The organism is Acinetobacter sp. CIP 102129 (genome assembly GCF_000368305.1).
GTDB classification, from domain to species: domain Bacteria; phylum Pseudomonadota; class Gammaproteobacteria; order Pseudomonadales; family Moraxellaceae; genus Acinetobacter; species Acinetobacter parvus.
On sequence record NZ_KB849340.1, the window covers coordinates 811,333 to 833,245 of the forward strand.

Genomic DNA, 21,913 nt, shown 5'->3' on the forward strand with positions numbered 1-21,913 from the left:
ATGAAACGTGGCAAAAGTACAATCTTTAGAAAACTATCTGCAATCTCATCTCACTGCTGAAACGCAAGAATGTGAGAAATTAAATAAAGCAGACAAAAGCGATAGTGAGAAATTGCGGGTCAACTTCGCGATCCTATACTTGCAACTACAGCAAACTGTGACGTTCACAGAATTTTCTGAATTATCTGTAGATGATTTACTCCAAATTGAGAAATTGAAGCTTAATGCAGCTAAAGTTTATACCTCGATTGTGAGCGCCCGACAACTAGGCAAGGATTATCTATTTGCGGCATTCACTTATTTTGCTACGTATGTCTCTAAACAGCTGGATGAAACCGGTTATTTGCTCTTGCGGGTCAGTTATTTGTTTTACAAGCAATATCAGGCGATTTGTCCGTTAACGGCTTCTGACGCCAAGCAAAAAGAAATCTGTGATTTGTTGCGCTACATTTGTAAACCGCTGGTTGAGCTTGGTCTGCAACAGCAAGAGGAAAGCAGTGAGGAAAGCAGTGAGGAAAGCGACAGCAGACGATTACTGGAACGCTATTTAGATTTTATGTTGAATCTGGTGCAGTTCAATAAGGAAATTTATGAGAATTGGACGGAGTTTATTCAGGATTTTTCTTTAAAAGAGAAAAAATTTTCCAACTACTTGCGTGCACTAACCATCATTTTTAAACGTCTGGCCGACAAAAAAATCGTGTATCGAAAAATACACAGGAAAATACGAAGAAAACGCATACTGCAAAGAATAAAAGCTAAAAAACGGAAACCGAGAAAACCAAGACCTAAAAAGCTGAAACCTGTGCCGGATTGGCCCTCGCAAGAAGAGGAAGTTGAAAAGGACTACCCGTCGCAGGGGAAGATCACTTTATCTTATTTTCCGGCTGATATCACGTTTGATCCATGGATCGTGATAGATGAAGAGGGCGAGATCGATGCGATTGAACAAGGTTGGCAGATCGAAACCACAGATCCGGGAACTGGTCGTTTTTTTAGATTTGTAAATGAATATGCGACGCATATGTTGCGACATCGACAGCGTCGTTTACAACCGCTGGTGACCAACTCTTATTATATGAGTCAGGATGTAATTCAGCATCTTTTTTACCTGTTAAATGGCGAATTAAATAGCCAAGATCCGGACAGTTCTGCCATGGCTGCCGCCTGTTTACTCAGCCTGAGCAGTGGCTTGTCACCTATTGCACTCCTGAACTATGAACAGCTGATTGAAAAGGGGGTGCTGCTGAAAACGGGGAGCGCCAAGCGGACGGAATATCAGGTGAGACTGTATCTGGCGATTACTCAGCAAAAAAATGAAAGTTTAATGCCACATCAGTTGAATCATATGGTATCTCATGAGCTGTATTTGTCCAGCAGCTGGTTTGAATATCTACATTTACGTTGTAGTACTTCGCCTGTGACGGTGCAAGAGGTCAATCAATATCTGAAAAAATGCATAGCAGGACAACAGCTTGGTTCAATCACTGTCGAAAAGTTACAGGCACAGTTGTACTTCCATGTTTTTCACCACACGTTTAATGAATATATTGCACATGTGCTGTCGGGTAAAGATAGTTCTCATGATCTTCCCGGCAGTTTTTACGGAGGGGTTGCAAAGAAGCAGCTGAATGAGAAGTACCGGATTTATCTGAATACGCTGTGCAGACCGGACACGGAAGCCGAGATCAAGATCGTCGAGCAGCAGTTTGAAAGCTCGAGTGAAGCGGATACCACCCGGCTGGGGAGTCAATTGGCCCTGACTCCGGATTTTGTGTCTGATTTCTTCCAGCAGCTGCATAAGGTCTGTCATGAGAAAATTCAGTTGCATCAGCACTTGATCGAGCGGATCAATGCCTACAGTTTGTGGATGTGGCATATCAGCCTGTTATGTTTAACACGACGTCCGCAAGAACATTTGTTGGGGGAGTGTAGTGCTTATGATCTGGATTTAAGACTGCTATATGTGAATGATAAAAAGAATAGCCAATCACGTAAGGATGGGCGTTTTATTCCGTTAGCGAAGTTTTTTACTCAGGCGTTTAAGCATTATCTCGATTTCTTAAACAGTGTGGTCACTCACTATGCTGACTTACTGAAATTTGTCTTCAAGAAAAATTTCACCCTTGAAGATCTGTTTGGCAAGGTGATTGTCTATCCGGGAAGCCTGCCGGTGACGGCTCAAGCATGGGACAGTCCTAAAATCAGGATCAAGCCTCTTAGCCGAGCTTGGGTGAATGAAGCGTTGTCGCGCTATGCCTCAGCGCCTATTTACAATAACTGGCTGCGCCATTTTGCAATGAATATGCTGATGGATCATGGAGTGGCGTTTAATGTGATTCAGGCCTTGTACGGCCATGATCAACGCGATCAGGAGCTGTTTTATCGTTATTCCTCAGCCTCCTTGTATCAGTATATATGCCATGTCAGTCAAGGCATCGATGAGATGATCAAGATATTGCAGGTTGAGCATTTATCCAGTCCGATGCCAAAAAAGGATAAAGCACATGACAAAGCATGATGTGATTGCTACGTATATTGGTGAGCAAGTTGAACTGACTTTTCAGCAGATGCTCCAATCGATTGCAGGGCGTAAAAGAAGTACGACAGATATTGATAAAGGGCTTGAGAAAATCTGGCTAGATTTTCAGTCAGCGCTGAAGAAATTTTTGAAGAACCATAAGCTTAGCACGGCAACACTCCGAGCCCCTTATCTACAACAGAGCGAAGCCTATTTTTTTCAACTGAAGGAAGACTACCTGAGCGAAACGCAAGAGGCTTATCCGATTAAAATCATGTCCCTGATATATGAAAATATCAAGCAGCAAGTCGAAGCGGATTTTAATAATAAGATGTCGGATGTCATTAAAAAAAATCAGGGTAATACGCTTGAAATCGATAGCGAAATTGAGAAAATTTGGGTGGATTGTCAGGAAGAAATCAAGGCATTTTTAAAGGAAAGAAAGATTGCCACGGTCGCGCTGAGAGCCCCTTATTTACAATGGGCTGAAGACTGTTTGATTAAGCGTAAAGAAGCTTATGAAAGCGCGTCGGAAGATGCTTATTTGATTAAGATTCCATCAACCATTTATCATCAGATTGCTCAGCAAGTGGCCTTTACTTTTCAACAAATGAAGGAGGCTATTGCAGGACAGAAGGACAGCCAGCAGGATGTCGATGACCAGATTGCCCGAATCTGGGCGAATTTCGCCAAAGGACTGGAGACTTTCTTAAGGAACAAAGACTTCACCACTCGTGCCAAGCGCAAACCGTATATCAAACACAGTGAAGCCAGTTTTTTAGCCTGTTTAGAACAGTATCAGAATGAGGAACACCAGCCTTATCCGATTAAGCTGCGTCCTACGACGCTGTTTTCTGATCCTCCACCGCGGCAGATTCTCAGCACTGAAGCCAGACTGCGGTTGGGACAGCAGCATTTTCATATTGCCAGAGGACTGAAAGCGTATTGGCGTAGCGAGACATTGCAGATGCCAACAGCACAACAGTGCTTGGGTCATCTGTATTTAAGTCTGATTTATTGTTCAGGCTGTAGTGATCTCACTCAGCTGGTCGCCATCGGCAATCGTCTGCTGGAGGAGGAGAAAGAGAAGGAGAAAATGTGCCATCCGTTGTCTGGGTATTCAACACTGTATCGAAGTGACTATAAAAAAATTACCAATCCACTGGTTCTCAGTTACTGCATGCCACACCGCTATTACGGCAATGAGATTAAAGACAAGAAGATTTATCAGTGGCGGCATGTCTGGTTCAATCCTTATGCACAACTTTTTTTACACATCCTGAAACAGCAAGCAGAGGATCTGCAACCACAACATCCGCGTAAGGTGCTGGAAGCGATTCTGAGTGTGTTCGAGAATCTTAAAAAACAGCTCAAGGTCTCGGAACAGATTGCGGCATTAAAAAAAATCTTGCAATCCGAGGATCAGGATCTCATTGAGATCACTGCACTCAAGCCCTTTCAGCATGTCAACTTGGCGCTAGAAATCCATCCAGACTTGAGTCTGGATATGTGTTTAAGTGAAGTATTGCAGAATCATCTAAAAACCGTGTCTTTAACGGCAGAAGACCAAGGTGTAGCCTGGTTCAATACCTTGAAATCCACGAATGATCTTGTCAAAGTAGAATATGGGATCCTCCCGTTAGAGACTGAAACAGCCAAACCGGTGGTTATCACGGCACATCAGCAACTGAACGAGCTTCCATTTGAGTTGGATTTTTTTGAACAAGAGCGAGCCCCGGCAGGGAAAAATAAGCAAAGCCAAAGACAACGCCATCAGCAGCAGTTTAAGCAATGGCGCAATATTCAAACCCGGTTGAGTGTAAAGAAGGCAGCCTTAGCGGGCGACAATTATAAAGAATGCAATTTGATAGAAGCACAGTTAAGACTATTGAGCTGGATCTTTTATTTGAGAAAAGAAGAAAAAGAAAACGGCAAGAAATTAAAATTGAGTAGTATCAAGCGTTATCTGAGCAGTTTTGCGAAAGACTATTTCTTTCATATCTATATGTATGACAATGACCTTGAACAGATGAGTGTAGAGCACTATGAGCAATTGTATGCCTCCATCCTGAACCGCATCGATGAACGTGCTGAAACACAGCGTGAATACACAGACACTCGCTCTCAGGGTCGGGCACAATATGCCTTTGGACGACTGAAAGATTTCCATGCTTTTTGCCAGAAAGAATATCCGGAGAATGTGCCAGCGGTCAGCAGCTTTGACCACAGTGATTTTCAACGTATCCAGTTCTGTCAAGCCAAGCTCATCAGCCCACAGCTGTTTATTCAATTAAAAAAAACAGTCATTCAGAAAATTGAGGCCTGTTCAACTCAAAAAGAAAAAGTCCATTTGCAGCTGTTGTTGCTAATGTACATCCTGGCTTATCGTTTGGGATGTAGACTCAATGAAATCCGGGGGCTGACGCTGGGTGAAATCATTTGTCCTCAACTGCTGTGGAAAGACGATCCAGGCAATCAAACGGTCGCCATACGCATCACCTTGAAAAATAATGTCTATCGACGACTGAAAAGCCAAAATGCGCAACGTCAACTCGATTTGAACGCGGTATTACTGGATGATGAACTGCAAGCGGTGAAAAGCTATCTTCTGCATTGTTTTCAGCAGCCGAATAATAAGAAGGCGAACGAGCAGTTGGTTTTTGAGATCGGTGGAGAAATCCTGAGCGAGCTGTATATCTCAAAAATGACCCGGCTGCTGTTCGATGAAGTCATCAAGCCAGATCACGGCTATACCTTCCACAGTTTCCGCCATAGTGCCGCCACTCATTTGGCAATCGCCTGGTTGGGATCGAAAGAAATGGTGATGACCTATACCGACTACAGCTGGCAGCAGGCTAAGTCTATGCGCAAGCATCTGTTCGGTGAACAGGCTATCAGGCATGAAGCGGTGATTCAGCATAAATGGCGTTTGCTGGCCGATTGGATGGGGCATAGCTCGATTGAACAAACGGCCTCACACTACCTGCATACCCTGGATCTGCTGGCGATTGATCGAATTTACAATACGCCCTGTGTAGTTCATCCTGCTGTTCTGAATAGGCATTATGATCGTGAAGAAACTGAAGCGGTGGATCTGAATCGCGACCGCCAACACCGAAAGTGCTTTGAACGTGAGCAACCGGTGTTGGGTATTGATCAGAAAGTACAACCTTATCTGATGCCCAAGATGCAATTCGAGCTAAAGCCATTATCCTACAAGGTCATCTACACGTATCTCAACACATATCAAGATGCAGAGATCCAAGCACCTCATATAGTGGATAACCTAGATATTTGGATTAAGCGTGCGCTTTGGCTTGCTGTAAAATGGCAAGTACCTTCATTCAGTAAACTTGGATGGAATTTGGACAATGCTGCATCGATCGAGAAAAAGTACTTAAGCGACCTATATGACAAGCAGATCAAAACCAAGCTGAAGCCAAAGAGCCTACAGCTATTTATCGCATTAAAAGATCTTTTAAAGGAGAAAGTTCTGTCGGCTTTAGCTGTATTGATTCAGCATGGCAAACTCAGAAGAAACCAGTTTTGTTTCCAATGTCGTTTTGATGCCCAGCAAAAGCCAAAAATGGGTTGGGAAATGCAGGATTTTATCGAGGGGATGCAGCTGTTGTTACCTGAAGATGTCCAATTACAGTACGAAAACTATCCGGTGGATCTCACGCAAAAAAGTCGTGAGATTCACGTCTATTTTATCGATCAACAAAGCAATAAAAACATTACATTATCCCTTGCATTTGATTTGCTATTGGAAGCTGTACAACACCCTTCCTTATGGGAATAGCCTAAGCAGATATCGTTCAATTTAAGGGGCCCAGGCCTTTGCTTTGTCAAAATCTGATTTGCCAAGCAAAGGCCTGGGTTTCCGCGAATTTGATTTTTTGTTTTAATTATTCTCATGATTTTAATTCATTGAGGCCCTTTCATAGAATTAAAAAATAAATGTAGGTAGTGCTTCAAAAAGTATGCTGCATAGATTTTGAGCTAAACACGCATCCTTGTATGTAGGTAAAATACAGGGATTTTTTCGGCTAAAATTTTGAAAAAATTAAGCCAGCATTCAATTTTAAAATATCACTAAAAAATGAATAAAAAATTCTAATTTGGTTTGACCAAAGAAAAAGATACCCATATGATAATTACGTTACAGCAAAATCTGTAATCGGGCGTGGAAACCTGAAAATTACTACAGAAGCATTAAAACCGCTTTAGCGGTTTTTTGTGCTTATTATGCTTAGTTTGCCATTATGGTAGGCCAGGCAGGGCAGTCTATGACTGGCCGTCTTCTGTAGTGCGGTATTTCCACCCCTGTTTGGTCTACCTCCATCTCGTGGAAAAGATGGTTGTAGATAGTTAACTCTAAACTACAGGTACTAAACATGAAGATTTTATTATCTAATCCCCCCATTTCTCTTAGGTCTCTTTTGTTAGCGCTGACTGGATATTGACGGTCATTTAATTCACAGCTTTAACCAAATCGAACTATATACATTTTCAAATTTCGTACTTGAGCGAAAGTAGGAAAGTGTTGCCTGGAGAAAATAAGAAATGGGTTCTACACGACTATTGACCAATATTATTCAGCGTAAAGTCATGTTGCCAGAAGAAATGTCACCTTCAATGCAGCGTGACAATTTTGAAGTGGCACTGACTGATTTTGAAAAGCATCCAATCATCAAATGTTTATTTAAAGCGGATAACCAGCGTTCTACGGAATGTTGGAGCGTGCAAGAAATTGCAAACTTTATTGAGGATTGCACAGAAGATCAAAACATCAATTTATGCATTTTGTATTGGAAAGATATACACAGCAATATTTACATTATTGATGGAGCACATCGTCTTTCCTGTATCTATGCGTGGATTAATAGATATTTTGCGGATGAGCAAGTCACTCAAGCACCTAATTTCAATGATCCACAAAAACAAGATATTCGTTACCTCCGCAATTATTTAGGAGATCTCGCTGATTTTCAAAGAATTTGCACTGATGCTGAATTTGCAGAAAAAAAGTCGAAGTTAGAAGATATTAAAATCAGTTTCAGGCAGGTACTGGGGACTCCGGAAGATGCGCGGCGGGTATTTCAATCGATTAACTCAGATACTAAACGTTTAGATAAATATGAGGAATATCACCTAAGAAATCGCGGTAGTGACGCGTATTATGCGATCTATGCCTGTTGTTATATCAATGACAATAAATCTAACCTAGAAGAGCTCCAATATACACGTTTAAATGAGTTGATTGAGTTAGGGGAGAGGATCCACCAGCTCCTTTTTTCGACCATTTTATTAGACAATGAAATGAGTCATGGCAAAAAAATTGGCTTGGTCAATGAGCTGATGAATATCATTGCGGGTGATCAGATTCATAATATTATGAGTCTGAATCAGGGGGAGCGCGTTGAAAACCTAATGTCGCATCTGTTGACCATTCTTTGCAGAATAGCGACGCCTGTAAAAAATGCTGGGGTTCCGAGTTTGGGCTTACATCCATACTTATATTTTTATAAGGATCAGCGTTTTCAGATTACTTCTTTTCTTGCATGGTTTTCAATTGTGTATGAAATTCATGAAAGCCGCATGCAGATTCATCATCGAACGATTAGTTTCAAGGACTTCACCCGGATACGCCGTAGTATTGAGTTCTTGATCGCCAATTTCCCCGTGGCGACCACCGAAACGGTCGGCAAGTTCGGCAGTGGTATCAAGGGCTATGATCGGCTACAAATTGTCTATAAAGCCTTTATTTGCTTAAGCTTGGAAATGGAAGTTGATTTTGATGATGAGGAATGCCTGAATACCTTTATTCTGTCCATGTCTAAGGCCTTCAAGTACATAAACTTTAACGAGTTTTATGTCGAAAGATTTTTGGGTGGTTATGATGATGCAGTCGTCAAGCATGTGGTGGGATATGTGGAGTCGATTAGTCCAATTTCTCGGTCAAAGCCCAAGGCCTTTTCGGCATTAACCAAGAGTCTGCTTAAGCACAATTTTGTGGTGGGTAATCATAACTTTTGCCTCATTTGTGATGGATTGATCTATCTTGATTCTACTGAATCGGATCATCGGATTGCCAAAGCCGTAGGTGGGCAAGGCGTTCTAGAGAATGGTCTGCTGGTTCATCCCATCTGTAATAGGATGAAATCAGATCTGAGCCTGGAAGAGATTAGAGCGGATTTGTTTGGTGAATTACTGTATTGAGCAGCAGAGCGATGAGCTCATTTTTGCAGATGTATCAATGATTAATCACATGATTTAACTTTTGATACATTCAGCCAATGTGGTTATTTTTAATTCAGTCCAGAATCACAACCAGAAACTAGCTGTAGTTTCTGAATGACCGTCAAGGTCCTTAGTTTCGCCCATAGATTCCCTCTGTGGGCTTTTTTTTGATCAAAAATTGTATAGATGCTCTAAAATAAACCTTTTAGCATTTCATAAGCAATTAGGATTAAGGCTGAGACCATCAGCACAACAAAAATGAGTTCCACTCTAGTTAACATATTAATTCCTTTTACTTTTCACTTAATTTATATAGCAGTTAAGTCGCAGCATCAATGACATAACATGACATGGAAAATAATCAAAAAAGATAGAATCTAGATTTTTATTACATTTACTATCCGTATACTTCAACAGCAGCTTTGAATGTTTCACTTAACCTTTAAACTTTTTCTAAAATTAAATATATTTACATATACATTCTAAAATTTGATAGAATTTATTAAAACTTTAGATTCTAAGTGTAAATAATGAGAAGCGCTAATATTCGACGTGATGGCTACTTAAAATTTCTGAATACATGGCAAGACCGTGATGTCATTAAAGTACTTTCAGGTGTGCGTCGCTCTGGAAAATCCACCTTATTGGCGATGTTTCAACAAGACCTAAAAGCACAGGGTGTACAAGCCGAAAACATCATTGCCATCAACTTCGAATTTATGGAATTTGAAGAACTCACCGATTACCGTAAACTACATGATTATGTATTGTCCAAAGTTGATAAAAGTAAAAAAAACTATGTTTTTTTAGATGAAATACAACATGTTACAAATTTTGAGAAAGTAGTCGACTCTTTATATGTTCGGGATTATATCGATTTATATATTACAGGCTCAAATGCATTCTTTCTAAGTGGAGAACTTGCGACTTTACTTACAGGACGCTATATCGAGCAACATGTTCTACCTCTGTCATTCCAAGAATTTAAACAGTGGCATATTGAAAATAATCCGATCATCCAACAATTATCCAATCGTGATTTGTATGCCATGTATACGCGCAGTAGTTTCCCTTATACGCTTGCCATGACTAGCCAGCAGGAAACTTATGATTACTTGCAAGCGGTCTATGCCAGTGTAATGTTTAAAGATGTTATTCCCCGTTTGAATACTGCCGATATTAACTCTCTCGAGCGTGTCGCAAGATATTTGGCAAGCGTGACAGGCTCACCTATTTCCATCAATAAAATTAAAAATACCTTTGTTTCAAGTGGGGTTAAAATCTCATTTGAAACAGTAAAACGCTATATTCAGGGCTTACAGGACAGTTTGTTATTTTATAGTGCCGCACAATTTAAAGTACGCGGGCGTGAGTTATTACAATCCTCTGAAAAATACTATTTAGTTGATGTCGGATTGCGCCGGATTATGTTGCCTGATGCTAATGCTGATCAAGGTCATATCTTAGAAAATGTGATTTATCTTGAGCTTGTCAGACGAGGTTATACGGTCTATGTAGGGCGGGTTGATGAATATGAAATTGATTTTGTTGCTGTCGATACTTTACAGAATTTAACTTATTATCAGGTGGCATTAGAAACGCTCAATGAGGAGACACTCAGCCGAGAGTTACGTCCATTACAGAAAATTTCTGATTCGTATCCCAAGTATTTGCTTACCTTAGACACCATAGGGACTGAAGCGAATTATAATGGTATTGTAAAAATGAGTGCTCTCGATTGGTTGCTATCTGAAAATAAGTAAAGTTGAGGGTAGACATGGATACTCTTATTTATTAATTAAAACTCAAAGACTTTTCAGCATCATTCAAGAATGTATTCAAGCATAATTTCTGCTCCAATTGTAATGGATCGATTTACCTCGATTCGATTGAGTCAGACCATCATGATTGAGCCAGAGTCGCTTACTGAAAGTAGCGAGAATTGCGCTGGAGTTTCTGAAGGATATTAATTCCTTAGTTTGCCCATTCATCCATCTGGGCATTTTTTTTGATTAAAATACAATGCGGTTCTTGCTAAAAAATGACGGCACCCACCATAAAACACAATATTCCAAAAATAATCCAAGGCCAGATCTTTGTCTTCGGTTGTTCTAAATTCTGAGGATTATATTCCGTGTGTTCTAGCGATGTCGGTTGTGGAACACGGGTCTTTTTAGAGTAAGGTTGGTGTTTAGAGTAAGATAGTCCCGTACCTGGAATGCCGACACTGGTTCGCGTACCTTTTTTCCCAATATTTAGAGAAGCACCAGGTTTGCCAATGCTGGCACTGCTGATGCCTTTATGGGTTAGATTAATTTTAAAACCCGGGAATAATTTAATACTTTTACGAAATCTAAAACCCATATTGCTCTCATTCTAAAACTTAGCTCAATTCACGCGCTATACCAGGATCCATGATCTGCTAGAGATCGTACTTTGACGGCTATCATCAGGATACTAGTATATTTTTTATCTGATGATTGCAATACTACCTTTAAATACCGTCAAAAATGTTTACTGTATATTTGCTGTAGGGTAATCTTAAAGCTGCTATTTATTGACTGATTGGTATATGACGACAGATAAGCATGAAGTCCTGCTACGAATGCGAGCGATCGAGCTGCTTGCATACTGGGAAGGTCGTTTGGTTACCAATCGTTTGATGAGCTGGTTTGGACTGAGTCGACAGCAGGCTTCTGCGGATATCAAGCGCTATAATACGCTGTATAACCCCGATGCCTTGATTCATGATCCCTCAGTCAAGGGTTATGTGCCTAAAGCCAGTTTCCAGCCTGTACTGACTACAGCGCATATCAATGAATATCTCAATATGCTGTCAGGTTTGGTTAGTGAATCACATGCCCTGATTGCGACACCGGAACCGAATCTCTCAGCGGTACAGTTACCCGATCGCAGTGTACGTCCTGAAGTCATCAGGGAAGTGTTGCGTGCCTGTCGAACACAAAGCTGTCTCAAAATTATTTATGCCTCCATGCAGAATCCGCAGTGGCATGAGCGCATGATTTCCCCACACACCCTGGTGTATACCGGTTTTCGCTGGCATGTCCGTGCCTATTGCCATCAGAGCAAGCAGTTTAAGGACTTTTTACTCTCCAGGATTGATCGCACACCTGTTGTGGTGGCGATTGATACAGTAGACCCTGTTCAGGATCAACACTGGCATGAAGAAATTCTACTGACGCTGATCCCTAATCCAAAATTGAATGAAGCTCAAAAAGCGCTGGTCGAAAAAGACTTCGGCATGCCTGATGGCAGATTACAGATTCCGGTGAAAAAAGCCCTGGCTCACTATACCTTGCAGCGATATCAGGCCGCGATCACGCTGGCTGAGGCGGAAGATGCCTTGAAATATCCCTTGGTACTACAACGCTCAGATATCGAAAAGCTGTCGTCTTACCTGTTTGATCAGGCCTCATAGGAGATTGGCCATGTTAGAACAATTTCATTATGACAGTGACCTGATTGGTGGCTCCCTGATGGTGCGTGAAAGCCGGCTGATCGCGGATCTGTTATTACGAGAAGCGACTCCAGAACAATGGCATCAGGCCATTCAGATTGACAATATTCTGCAAAAAAGAACGCCTGCTTCAGCTCAACGCAATGCCACCGCTATTCGTAAGCGTCTTGAGCGCTTAGAGCCTGATTTCTGGAAAGCTTTGCGTGATGGGGATGATGAGCTGGCGACCCAGGTGGCTTTTTGTGGGGCACTGGAACGCAACCTGTTGCTGCTTGAGTTTATGGAAACGGTGATGAGGGATGCCTATATCTCCCAGGCGCAATACTTGGACAGTTATATCTGGTCAGACTTTCTGGATGAGCGCTCACAACGCGATCCGGATATCTGCGAATGGAAAGAGTCCAGCAAGAAAAAAATGGGGCAGGTGGTGTTTCGCATGCTGGCAGAAGCCGGTTACTTAAAAAGTACCCGTAAGCTGGAGTTACAGCGCGTGATCGTCAGAGCAGAGCTGCGTAGCCTGTTGGAAGAACATTATAAACAACGCATTAAAAGATCTATGGAAGTGTCGCTATGGACGCGGTAGTTGTAGAGGGGCAGCAATGAGTCAAACAATACATGAGCGTCTGAACCAGATTCCAGAGCGAATTCTTTCCACCGAGTTTCTCACCGGGCAAGGACTGGGCAATGAAATTGGCTTCTGGATTTTTGATTATGCACCTGAAGATGAGCTGAAAGTCCGCGAATATCTTCATTTTCTGGAAGGGATGCTGGAGAAAAAACACAGTCAGCTGAAGGTGGTGAATATTAATCTGCTACAAGCAGTGGTGGATTACCTGGCTGAGCGCAATTTCATTGATAAAGCGATCCAAATGCAAAAAGCCAAAGGCGATGAGGCACTGCTCAAGGCTCTGAAAGGTCCACTGCATATGGATAAGTTTGCGCCGTATCTGGTGAGCAAATATGCCACCAATGAGCAAGATATAGTGTTGATGACCGGGGTGGGGTCGGTTTGGCCACTATTACGTGCACATCATTTGTTAAACAGTTTGCATTCCTTGCTGGGGCATAAACCAGTCGTATTGTTTTATCCGGGGTATTACGACGGTCAGGCCATGAGTTTATTTGGAAAAATTCCAAGCAATAATTACTACAGAGCCTTCAGATTAGTGCCATAAGCACGACAAATAGCCATAAAAATTCGGGGAAATGGATTGAGATGAATATTAAAGAACTTTTTTACAAGCCATTAGATCGTGCGATAAACGGGGTGGTCAAGGCAGACCAGAATGACAATACCACGGTATATCAGGAACTTGATGAGTATGTGGTCACCAATGAGCTGGAAAAGCATTTTCGGGACTTTTTCCAGTCTTATGGCACAGATCTAAGCGATCCTTCGATTGCGAACCGAGTCGGTGTGTGGATTTCAGGCTTCTTTGGTTCAGGTAAATCACATTTCCTGAAAACCTTGTCGTATATTCTGGCCAATAAAGTGGCACGTGACGCGGAAGGTAACGAACGCAGTGCTGCCGAATTCTTTGATGAAAGCAAAATCCGTGATGCGTTTATCCGTGCAGATATTGGCAAGGCCGTCAGCCATCATGCTGATGTCATCCTGTTTAACATCGACAGTAAAGCCAGCTCCAATGATGACGGTAATCCGATTCTGAATGTGTTTTTACGCGTGTTTAACGAATATCAGGGTTTTAGTGCTGACCATCCACATATTGCCCATATGGAACGTCACCTGAGCCAGAAAGGGGTGTATGAGCGCTTTAAACAGGCTTTTGAAGAATCTAGCGGCATGTCTTGGCTAGAAGAACGTGATGGCTATCAGTTCTATCAGGATGATGTCGAAACCGCGATTTCCCAAGCCCTCAACTTATCAGCAGAAGCTGCGCATAAATGGTTTGAGGATTCTGAGCAGACCTTTAGTGTTTCGGTTGAAAATTTCTGTCAGTGGGTGAAAGAATACCTGGACAGCAAAGGACCCCAGCAACGCATGTTGTTCTTGGTCGATGAAGTGGGGCAGTTTATTGGCAGCGATACCCGCTTGATGCTGACATTGCAAACCATTACTGAAAACCTGGGTACGATCTGTAAAGGCCGCGCTTGGATTATCGTCACCTCACAGGCAGACATCGATGCTGTTTTAGGTGAGATGTCTTCTTCCAAAGCCAATGACTTCTCCAAGATTGCTGGACGTTTTAAAACCCGTTTATCACTGTCCAGTTCCAATACCGATGAAGTCATCCAGAAACGTTTATTACGTAAAACCCCAGAAGCAGAAGCATTGCTCAGATCGGTGTTTGAGCAAAAGGGCGATATCTTAAAAAATCAGATTACCTTTGACCGTTCAGGCCCAACCCTCAAGAACTATGAGGGGCCAGACAGCTTTATTCATAACTATCCTTTTGCGCCGTACCATTTCCAGCTGGTGCAAAAAGTATTTGAAGAAATCCGTAAAGTCGGTGCGACCGGTGCACACTTGGCCTATGGTGAACGGTCCATGTTGGATGCGTTCCAGATGGCCGCGAATGCGATTGCCACAGATGAAGTCGGGGCACTGGTTCCTTTCCACCACTTCTATACTTCAGTCGAAGGCTTCCTAGATACAGCGGTTAAACGTACCATCGACCAGGCAGGGCAGAATAAGACCCTGGATGGTTTTGATGTGCAGATGCTGCGTACCCTGTTCATGATCCGCTATGTCGATATCATCAAAGGTACGCTAGATAACCTGGTGACTTTGTCGATTGAGAAAATTGATGAAGATAAGCTGGCATTGCGTAAGCGGATTGAAGAGAGCCTGCAGCGTCTGGAAAAAGAGAGCCTGATTACGAGGAATGGTGATGAGTTCCTGTTCCTGACCAATGAAGAAAGGGATATTACTAAAAAAATTAAGGATATTAATTTAGCTAGCTCGGAAGAAAACAAAGAATTAGCCAATCTGATCTTTAAAGATTTACTGCGCGATCAGAACAAATACCGCCATCAAGCCAACAAGATGGACTATCAGATTGGTCGTTTCCTAGATAGCCATAGCCTGGATGGGAAGTATGAGAGCGATTTGAAAGTTGAAATCATTTCTCCACTAGATACGGAATATAACCTCTACACTGAAGCTTACTGTATTGGTAAAAGTACTCAGGCCGAAGGACAAGTGCTGTTTAAACTGGCAGATGATAAACAGTTCTTTAATGAACTGCGCACCTGGCTGAAAACCAATAAATTTATCCGTTTAAATGATGATGGCACTCAGTCCGATATCACCCGTATTCTGGCAGACCGTGGCCGTGAGAATCAGGAGCGTAAAAAACGCCTGCGTGCCCGGGTCGAAGAAATGTTGCTGGACGCGGAAAGTTATGCCTTGGGTCAACGTCTACAACTTTCATCTTCAAGTCCAACCACCAAGCTGGATGAGGCTTGTCGTTATTTGCTGGAAAACACGTATACCAAACTGAGCTATCTGCAGGTCTATCAGCAGGATGCTTGGCGTGAATTGAACGCCGTCTTGACTGTGGATGATATGGCGCAGCTCGGATTGTCTCTGGATGGCGGTCAGAGCAATCCCAAAGCCCTACAGGAAGTGGAGCAGTACATTGCACTACGGGCCACCGGTACAGAGCGTATTCTAGTCTCAGATGTGATAGATCGTTTTGTCAAACGTCCTTATGGCTGGCCGGATGCCGAGATTTTACTATTGGTGGGTCAGCTGGCTGCGATGGGGCGGATTTCTCTGCAGTTAAATGGCGGCAGCTTACAGTTAAAAGATGCCTTTGAGCCTTTACAAAACAGCCGCCGTCGCCGTGATGTGTCGATCATTAAAAAACGCCAGACTGATGATCAGGTGTTGAAACAGGCACGCCAACTCACCCAAGACCTATTCTCGGCTATGGGACCAGCGACAGAGAAAGAGCTATTTGAATTCTATACCCAACATTTTAAAAACTGGTTAGCCAACTTTAAGTCTTATAAGAGTAAAACTGATGTCGGGCAGTTCCCAGGCAAGAAAGTGATTGAAAAGTCGATTCTGACTTTGGAACGTCTGCTGGCCAATAGCGACAGCTTCGATTTCTTTAAGGCCGTGGTTGAGAACAAGGACGACTATCTGGATCTGGAAGAAGACTACCGTGATATTCATGAATTCTTCAGTAACCAGATGCCAAGCTGGCAGCAACTGCAACAGGCCTTACGTCATTTTGAGAAGAACAAACAGGCACTGGGCAGTGATGAGGTGGCTAAAAAAGCCCTCTCCGAATTACACCGTATTTCGACCCTTGAATCGCCCTATGGCCTGTTAAATAAAGTGGCTGATTTGGTTCGCACAGTGGAAAGCGTCAATGAGCAATTGCTGACTGAGAAGCGCAATCAGGCAATAGAACACATTGATGACAAGATCAAGCAGTTAGAAGCTGAGATCAAAAACAGTGGCATCGCTAGCGCTGAGCTGAGTAACAAGCTATTACGCCCACTACAACTGCTGAAAACGGATATTGAAGTGGAAACTAGCCTGTCCACCATCTATATGCTGCAAACCCAAACCAGCGTCGAGCGTTTTGATGAAGCCTTGTATGAGTTGGAAAGCGAAGTTGAGGCGGAAATCCAGCGTCAGGCCAAAGCGGCACAATTGGCTCAGAGCAAAGCCGAGAGTATAACCAACACTGCAACCACCTCCAGCCCAGCTACATCAACACCTGCTGTGAGTCCGGTACAGCCTGCGACAGCCGTAGTGCCACCGAAACCTGTTGTCGAAGTTGATGTCGCCAGCATTTACAGCAAAAGTTCAAGTAGTGTCTACCTGGAAACAGAAGAATCAGTGGATCAGTTTGTAGACGCACTCAAAGCTGAATTGAAAAAAATTGTGAGTGATAAAAAGCGTGTGCGTATCCGCTAACAGGGCTTAGGGATATCGGCATCAGTCATTAATTAAAGGTTTAAAGATGAATACCAGTAATATTAAAAAATACGCACCGCAAGCACGTAATGATTTTATCGCAGCGATGCGCAAGCAGGCGGCCAAATATGGCATCACCGCAGACAGTATTTTACCGGCTGAACAGAAAGGCGACTTGCTGCTGATTGGCGATCAGGTTTTTCCGCTATCCGTCATGAAACCACGTGACAAGCTGATCAAACGCATTCAAACCAGCAGTTTTGAGCAGACGATTGATTATATCGCTTACAGCTGGTTTAACCGTCTCTGTGCGATTCGCTACATGGAATGCAAAGGCTTACTGGATCATGGCCGTCGTGTACTCAGTAGTGCCGATGGTAGTGCAGGCTTGCCACAGATTTTGGAAGAATGTCTGGATATTGACCTACCAGGTTTAGATGCCAGCCGTGTGGCTGAACTCAAACTGGATGGCAATAAAGACGAAGAACTGTATCGTGAGCTATTACTGGCCCAATGCCATGCATTGAATCAGGTCATGCCACTCTTGTTTGAACAGGTTTCTGATGAGTCTGAACTACTGTTACCGGATAACCTGACCAAAACCGACTCTTTGATCCGTGATTTAGTGACCAGTATTCCGGAAGAAGATTGGTCGGATGTACAGATTATTGGCTGGCTGTATCAGTTCTATATTTCTGAAAAGAAAGATCAAGTGATTGGTAAAGTCGTCAAAAGTGAAGACATTCCTGCTGCGACGCAATTGTTCACGCCAAATTGGATTGTGAAGTATCTGGTACAGAACAGTGTCGGTCGTTTATGGATGATGGCACAGCCTGATAGTACGCTGGCCAGTGAATGGGAATACTATATTCAGCCAGCGGAACAGACCGATGAAGTCAATGCCCAGTTAAAACAGCTGATTGATGTGAGGATCAGTGAAGATGGCGATACTTTAAACCCTGAAAGCATTACGGTACTCGATCCGGCCTGTGGTTCGGGGCATATTCTGGTGGAAGCCTATGACTGCTTAAAAGCGATTTACTTAGAACGTGGTTACCGTAGCCGTGATATTCCACGTTTGATTCTGGAAAACAACCTGTACGGCATTGATATTGATACCCGTGCAGCACAGTTGGCGAGTTTTGCGTTATTGATGAAAGCACGTGAGGATGACCGCCGTTTATTTAGCAATCCACCGAAGCTGAATATTATTGCGTTACAAGATAGTCAGCCAGAACGTTTGGATGCATTCAGTCAGGATTTGGCAAGTACTGGTATTGCTCAGACCGATTTAAAAGAACTGCTAGATTTATTTGAATATGCTTCGACTTTTGGTTCTTTGATTCAAATTCCTCAAGCATTCGCTAAGAAACTACCTGATTTAGAAAGCAAGCTGAATACAGCATTAGAATCAGGTGATATTTTTGCACAGCAGTCAGCACAAGAGTTATTGCCTTTACTACAACAAGCTAAATTACTGGCTAAACAATATGATGCCGTGATTGCGAATCCGCCGTATATGGGCAACAAGTACTTAAATCCAAATCTTAAAAACTATTTAAAAAAGAACTATCAGGGTTATGAAAAAGATCTTTTTTCAGCATTTATGATCCGAGATTTGCAGCTAACTAAAGAAAGTGGACAGCTTGGCTTTATGTCACCTTTTGTTTGGATGTTTATTTCATCGTATGAAAATTTGCGTACGCATTTTATTGATCATGCAACAATCACAAGTTTGATTCAGCTTGAATATTCTGGTTTTGATGGAGCAACGGTTCCAATTTGTACATTTACATTAGCAAAAGCACATATTGTAGAATTTACTGGTTCATATATTCGTTTATCTGATTTTAAAGGTTCTGAAAATCAGGCACCTAAAACATTAGAAGCGATTAAAAATCCCAAGTGTGGATGGTTTTATAATACGAAGCCAGATGACTTTAATAAAATACCTGGAAGTCCTGTGGCTTATTGGTTAAGCAAAAAGATTTTATCTGGTTTTGAAAAAAATAAAGTTAATTCTGTAGGTACAACTAGGGTTGGTTGCCAAACTAGTGATAATAATAGATTCCTAAGAGTTTGGTTTGAAGTATCGAAAGAAAAATCTTATTGGAATGCAGAAGATAAAAAAATAGCAGAAGCCTCAACAGCCAAATGGTTTCCTTATAATAAAGGAGGAAATTTTAGAAAATGGTATGGGAATATTGAATACGTAGTAAACTGGGAAAATGCGGGTGATGAGATTTTTTCTTATGCTAAAGATCTCTATGGTTCACCAACAAGAACTGTAAAAAATGCAGCATATTATTTTAAATCCTCTGTTACATGGTCAAAAATTTCTAGTGGTATTCCTTCGTTTAGATGGCAACCTGTTGGATCAATTTTTGATGTAGCTGGTGCATCTGTATTCTTGGAAAATCTGGATCAAGAGTTTAAATTGCTAGCACAGTTAAATTCAAAAGTAACCGTAAAGCAATTGGAGGTATTATCTCCAACCCTAAATTTCGAGACTTCACATATTGCTGCATTGCCTGAAGTTATCAGTGTTGTAGATAAAAAAGTAATAGAAGTGTCTAGTAACGCGATTAACTTGGCAAAAAAAGATTGGGACTCTTATGAAACCTCATGGGACTTTTCCCAAAACCCAATTATTAGTAATCAGCAGCCAAATTTAGAACAAGCCTTTAATACATGGCAACAGCAAAATGCGAACGCCGTCGCTGAAATGAAACATCTGGAAGAAGAAAACAATAAACTGTTTATAGAAGCTTATGGTTTACAGGACGAACTCACACCAGATGTACCGGATGAACAAATCACCCTAACCCGTGCCAACCGTGAAAAAGACAGCCAGCGGTTAGTCTCCTATGCACTTGGCTGCATGATGGGACGTTATAGCCTGGATGAACCAGGTCTGATCTATGCCCATGCAGGTAATCAAGACTTCGATGCCAGCCGTTACCAAACATTCCCAGCCGATGCGGATGGCATTATTCCACTGACCGAAATGCATTGGTTTGAAGATGATGCAACACATCGTATCCAAGAGTTTTTAACTGCGGTTTGGGGTAAAGACACACTAGACGCTAATATGCTGTGGCTGGCAGAAAGCTTGGATAAAAAAGCCAGTGAAACCGCTGAAGACACCATTCGCCGTTACCTAGCCAGCAAGTTCTATAAAGACCATATGCAGACCTATAAAAAGCGCCCGATCTACTGGTTATTCAGCAGTGGTAAACAAGGTGCTTTCCAGGCGTTAGTGTACTTGCACCGCTATAACGAAAGCACTTTGGCACGTATGCGTACTGAATATGTCATGCCACTGATTTCAAAAATGGCAGCGATGGTTAATTCTTTGCAAAGTGAAATCGAAAACAGTGATTCCGCTGCTGAAATTAAACGTAAAGAGAAAGAACTACAAAATCTGCATAAGCAACAGGCTGAACTGAGTAGCTTTGAAGAAAAACTGCGCCATTATGCCGATCAGCGTATTAGCTTAGATCTGGATGATGGAGTGAAAGTAAACTACGGCAAGTTTGGGGACTTGTTGGCTGAAGTGAAAGCAGTGACGGGGGAAAAGTGATGAATAGCTTTTCTTCCACACTAGATCATGCAGAGGTGGTTGCATGAACTTAAGTCAACTACAGCAAGGCCTGGAACAAGCCTTTTATACTGAACAGCACCGAATTGTCTTTTGGTACGATGCAGAGCATTCATTTACTGAAGAAATCAAAGCCCTAAAGCTAAATGATGTCCAGATTTTGAATATGGCAGAAGAGTCGAGTTTGGCGATCAAGCTTAAACTGGAACTTGAGGATCAGCAGGGTAAATACTTGCTGTATTTCCCCAGTGCTGAGCCTGAAACCGAAAAAGACTGGTTACTGGACATCAAGCTGTATTCACGCAGCTTCTATGCCGATCGTTTCTCGATTATTTTTAATGAGCTGGGTTTACAGCAGCAGAGTCTAAGAGAACATCTGGCCAAACGTGAAGAATTCCTTAAAGCCAAAGCCCGTCTGAGTACATTGAAACGCTATATCCAGCCTGATGCAGATGCACAGGATCTGGATATGGCCATGATTGCAGCTGTGGTCAAGGCTGACAGTGCCGAACTTATGCATATTGTCCTGGCGTTGGCAGATGAAATGGTACAGCAGAACCTGGCTCTGGAAGTCAATCCAGAATCCTTTGCTGAACTGGAAAAATTCCAACTGGTGCCAGCTTTAGTCACAGCATTACAGGCGGAAATTGGTTATCCAGCATCGGTTGAAGAGTTGAATGGGGAAGCACCATTCAAGCTCGGTACGTTCTTTATCCGTTTGATGAGCACAGGTTTCTGTGAAAGCCTGGGCGATATACCGCTATGGGCTCAGGAACTGGTGATGTCATCCGTCAGCTCCCGTGCAACAGCTAGAGCCTTTTTGTCGCGCTGGAGAGACAGTTCCAAATACTACCCAACCTTCGATACACTCTCCCAGACCGTGGCGAATGCACTGCGGATCCAAGAAAAGGTCGGGGCTTTTGATCTGGAGCAGCTGCTCGATGTCATGACCTTTGAAGTGATTGAACAAAAGATCATTGTTGATTTGGCCAGCCAGATCCCTGCAGCAACCAAAGCTGAACTGGAACATTTCAGAACGGTTATTTCTACCCGTCTGGATGGCTATTGGGCGTCCAAACATAAGGACGATGCAACCCGCCGTAAATACCGTACCGTCTATACAGCGTTGCAGGCAGCGATTGAGCTGTTCAGCCTGCGACAGCAGTTTGATTC

Annotated in this window: 11 protein-coding genes; 10 read left to right on the forward strand and 1 reads right to left on the reverse strand. The window is 42.5% G+C overall.

The features are described 5' to 3' along the window. Positions 1–7 precede the first annotated feature (7 nt). From F973_RS07955 to F973_RS07970, 4 genes are all read left to right on the forward strand, one after another. Positions 8–2,521 carry a hypothetical protein gene (locus tag F973_RS07955; protein WP_004761048.1) on the forward strand — a complete coding sequence of 838 codons (2,514 nt, stop codon included), beginning with the start codon at positions 8–10 and terminating at the stop codon, positions 2,519–2,521. Next, a complete protein-coding gene (locus F973_RS07960) occupies positions 2,508–6,323 on the forward strand; it encodes a site-specific integrase (protein ID WP_004761049.1) in 3,816 nt (1,271 codons plus the stop codon). The genes F973_RS07955 and F973_RS07960 overlap by 14 nt, the downstream gene beginning before the upstream one ends. Positions 6,324–7,087: 764 nt before the next feature. Beyond that, a complete protein-coding gene (locus F973_RS07965; protein ID WP_004761052.1) occupies positions 7,088–8,743 on the forward strand; it encodes an HNH endonuclease signature motif containing protein in 1,656 nt (551 codons plus the stop codon). A gap of 551 nt (positions 8,744–9,294) precedes the next feature. Beyond that, positions 9,295–10,527, forward strand: a complete 1,233-nt coding sequence (locus F973_RS07970) for an ATP-binding protein (protein WP_001255534.1) — start codon at positions 9,295–9,297, stop codon at positions 10,525–10,527. 271 nt (positions 10,528–10,798) lie between these two features. On the opposite strand, the gene F973_RS07975 is transcribed toward F973_RS07970, so the two are convergent. Continuing rightward, positions 10,799–11,128: a DUF4236 domain-containing protein gene (locus F973_RS07975; RefSeq protein WP_000506885.1), complete on the reverse strand. Its 330-nt coding sequence runs from the start codon at positions 11,126–11,128 to the stop codon at positions 10,799–10,801. 208 nt (positions 11,129–11,336) lie between these two features. On the opposite strand from F973_RS07975, the gene F973_RS07980 reads away from it, so the two are divergent. The 6 genes from F973_RS07980 to pglZ form a co-directional block, all read left to right on the forward strand. Next, positions 11,337–12,203 (forward strand): BrxR family helix-turn-helix transcriptional regulator, encoded by an 867-nt coding sequence (locus F973_RS07980; RefSeq protein WP_004761054.1) that lies wholly within the window; start codon positions 11,337–11,339, stop codon positions 12,201–12,203. Between the two features lie 10 nt (positions 12,204–12,213). Continuing rightward, entirely contained in the window at positions 12,214–12,825 is a 612-nt protein-coding gene (locus tag F973_RS07985) for a DUF1819 family protein (RefSeq protein ID WP_004758931.1), read from the forward strand. A gap of 16 nt (positions 12,826–12,841) precedes the next feature. Then, on the forward strand, positions 12,842–13,417 hold the full coding sequence (locus tag F973_RS07990; RefSeq protein WP_004758930.1) for a DUF1788 domain-containing protein: 576 nt from the start codon (positions 12,842–12,844) through the stop codon (positions 13,415–13,417). Between the two features lie 41 nt (positions 13,418–13,458). Then, on the forward strand, positions 13,459–17,139 hold the full coding sequence (gene brxC, locus F973_RS07995; RefSeq protein WP_004758928.1) for a BREX system P-loop protein BrxC: 3,681 nt from the start codon (positions 13,459–13,461) through the stop codon (positions 17,137–17,139). 46 nt (positions 17,140–17,185) lie between these two features. After that, positions 17,186–20,722, forward strand: a complete 3,537-nt coding sequence (gene pglX, locus F973_RS08000; RefSeq protein ID WP_004758927.1) for a BREX-1 system adenine-specific DNA-methyltransferase PglX — start codon at positions 17,186–17,188, stop codon at positions 20,720–20,722. Between the two features lie 43 nt (positions 20,723–20,765). Then, positions 20,766–21,913: BREX-1 system phosphatase PglZ type A (gene pglZ, locus F973_RS08005; protein WP_004758925.1), on the forward strand; the 1,148-nt coding region annotated here is incomplete at its 3' end.

What these genes read in the sequence shown, in the direction of transcription:
- F973_RS07990 (WP_004758930.1), top strand. Translation starts at nt 12,842, where the DNA reads ATGAGTCAAACAATACATGAGCGTCTGAACCAGATTCCAGAGCGAATT.
- pglX (WP_004758927.1), top strand. Translation starts at nt 17,186, where the DNA reads ATGAATACCAGTAATATTAAAAAATACGCACCGCAAGCACGTAATGAT.
- F973_RS07970 (WP_001255534.1), top strand. Translation starts at nt 9,295, where the DNA reads ATGAGAAGCGCTAATATTCGACGTGATGGCTACTTAAAATTTCTGAAT.
- F973_RS07985 (WP_004758931.1), top strand. Translation starts at nt 12,214, where the DNA reads ATGTTAGAACAATTTCATTATGACAGTGACCTGATTGGTGGCTCCCTG.
- brxC (WP_004758928.1), top strand. Translation starts at nt 13,459, where the DNA reads ATGAATATTAAAGAACTTTTTTACAAGCCATTAGATCGTGCGATAAAC.
- F973_RS07980 (WP_004761054.1), top strand. Translation starts at nt 11,337, where the DNA reads ATGACGACAGATAAGCATGAAGTCCTGCTACGAATGCGAGCGATCGAG.
- F973_RS07975 (WP_000506885.1), bottom strand. Translation starts at nt 11,128, where the DNA reads ATGGGTTTTAGATTTCGTAAAAGTATTAAATTATTCCCGGGTTTTAAA.
- F973_RS07960 (WP_004761049.1), top strand. Translation starts at nt 2,508, where the DNA reads ATGACAAAGCATGATGTGATTGCTACGTATATTGGTGAGCAAGTTGAA.
- F973_RS07965 (WP_004761052.1), top strand. Translation starts at nt 7,088, where the DNA reads ATGGGTTCTACACGACTATTGACCAATATTATTCAGCGTAAAGTCATG.